A 2,297-nucleotide genomic window follows, 5' to 3' on the forward strand; every position below is an offset into this window, starting at 1 on the left:
TAAAATAATTACCATATAATGCCGTAAATTTGTATGGTATTTTTTTAACAGAAGGTGTATCATAGGATAAAGTTCCACAAAATAAGAATCCTGCCAGCAAAAGGAGGTTGAATATGGAACAGATACTCAATAAGCTATCTGAAATAGAACTTACTGCAAAACGCATTATGGAGGATGCAGACAGCACCAAATCCGCACTTTCCGCAGAAATGGAGGAAAAATGCAAAGAATTTGACGCTGCTCTGGAACAGGAGACCAATACAAAGATTCAGGAGCTCCGCAGCAGTCTGGAACAGAAAAAAAACGAAGAGCTTTCTGAACTGCGCAGTCAGATGGAATCTGCTCTCTGTGAACTGGACAGTTATTACAGCCAGAATCACGAAACCCTTTCAGAGCATTTATTCCGGAAGCTTCTTGCAAACTGAAAAAGGAGGCATAAGACAGCATGGGAAATCTCCTCTCCTACAGCGGGATTTCAGCAAAGATCCGCGCCATGCAGAGTAAGCTGACAACGGAAGAACAGTTTCAGGAAATTCTTCAGCTATCCAGTGTTCCTCAGGTGATCACTTATCTGAAGCATACAAAGGAATACGAAGAGGCCTGGGCTTCTCTGGATGAAAACACTCTCCACAGAGGACAGATTGAAAAACTGTTAAAAGCTTCTGTTTTTAACAATTTTTCCCGTATCTATCAGTTTTCCAATCCGGAGCAGCGCAAATTCCTGGATCTTTATTCCAAACGCTATGAGATTCGTGTTCTGAAGGAGATCATGACAGACCTGTTTGATCACAGAAACACAGATCCTGTAGATGTGACACCGTACCGTGATTTTTTCCGTAAACACTCCAATATGGATCTTGACAGGCTGATCGCCTGTACCTCTATGGAAGAATTTATCACGGCATTAAAGGGCAATGAATTTTATCAGCCTCTGTCTCAGATCCAGAATCACGAAAGCGCGCTGCTCTTTGACTACGGCATGGCTCTTGACCTGTATTATTTTACGCAGATCTGGAATGTCCGCAAAAAACTTTTTTCCGGAAATGATCTGAAACAGATCACTCATGCATATGGAGAAAAATTCGATATGCTGAATCTGCAGTTTATTTTCCGGTCCAAACGGTATTTTCATATGGCGCCGGCAGATATCTACGCCCTGCTGATACCAATGAATTACAAATTGAAAAAAGAAGAAATCAACACCCTTGTGGAAGCCGCCTCCTATGAAGAGGCACGGCCCTTATTCCGCAAAACCTATTACGGCAAAAAATACGAACATCTGGCAGCACATAATCTTGAGGAATTTTATAATTGTATGCTCCGCAGTACTCTGGAAAAAGAAGCCCGGAGAGATCCTTATTCCGTGGCTCTTCTCTACTCCTATATGTATCACAAAGAGCATGAAGTAAACCGTCTGACCATTGCCATTGAATGTGTACGGTACGGTGTACAGCCTGAAGAAGCGCTTCAGTTTATTCGTAATAATTAACAACCCGGAGGTAACATCGTGATTGAAAAAATGAAATTTTTGAGCATCACAGGACCAAAGGCAGATATTGACAGAATGACAGAAACCTATCTTTCCAAATATGAGATCCATCTGGAAAATGCTCTTTCTGAGCTGACAGAGGTTGCCAATCTGTCACCGTTTCTGGAAATCAATCCTTATCGTGAAGCCCTCACTTCCATTAACAGTTTTTATGAACAACTGGAAGACCCGAAAAGCATCACACCCAAAAAGATGGATACAGAAACCGCTGTCTCTGTGGTCCGAAGGCTCCAGAAAGAATCCGGCCATCTTGCTGACGTCCGTCAGAAGCTGAAAGCAGAACATGCTGAAATGCTGGATTCCCTGAAGATCATCCGTCCCTTCCAGAATCTTGATTATGATGTATCTGAAATTCTGAACTTCAGTTATATCCATTACCGGTTCGGTCGGATTGAAAAACAGTATTTCCAGAAATTCGAGAAATACATTTATGATACCCTGGATACTCTGTTTATCAAATGCAGTGATAATGAGCAGTATATTTACGGTGTTTATTTTGTGCCAAAGCATCAGGCTCATAAGGTACATGCCGTCTATTCATCCATGCATTTTGAACAGATCTTTGTTCCCGACTGCTATACCGGTACTGCCAGGGAGGCATTTTCAAAACTGGAGCAGCGTCACAAAGAAATCCACGCAGGTCTGGATGCCAACCAGAAAGCTGCCGACAGTTTCCTTAAAGATAACTGTCAGGATATTGTTTCTGCAAAAGCTGCCCTGGACGCCTGCTCTTCAAGCTTTGATATCC

At 42.3% G+C, this 2,297-nt stretch carries 2 protein-coding genes and 1 pseudogene; all 3 read left to right on the forward strand.

Annotation, left to right across the window (positions count from 1 at the left end):
• The first annotated feature begins 113 nt into the window (after nucleotides 1-113).
• Entirely contained in the window at nucleotides 114-425 is a 312-nt protein-coding gene (locus QVP40_RS13025) for a hypothetical protein (protein WP_022068819.1), read from the forward strand.
• A 20-nt stretch (nucleotides 426-445) separates the two neighbouring features.
• The gene (locus QVP40_RS13030) at nucleotides 446-1,489 is read left to right on the forward strand and encodes a V0D/AC39 family V-type ATPase subunit (RefSeq protein ID WP_022068820.1); all 1,044 of its coding nucleotides are present in this window, start codon (nucleotides 446-448) and stop codon (nucleotides 1,487-1,489) included.
• 18 nt (nucleotides 1,490-1,507) lie between these two features.
• Nucleotides 1,508-2,297 (forward strand): annotated as a pseudogene (locus tag QVP40_RS13035) (ATPase); the annotation flags it as partial.

The sequence above is a fragment of the Blautia sp. CAG:257 genome (assembly GCF_000433815.1).
Taxonomy (GTDB): Bacteria; Bacillota; Clostridia; order Lachnospirales; family Lachnospiraceae; genus Blautia_A; species Blautia_A caecimuris.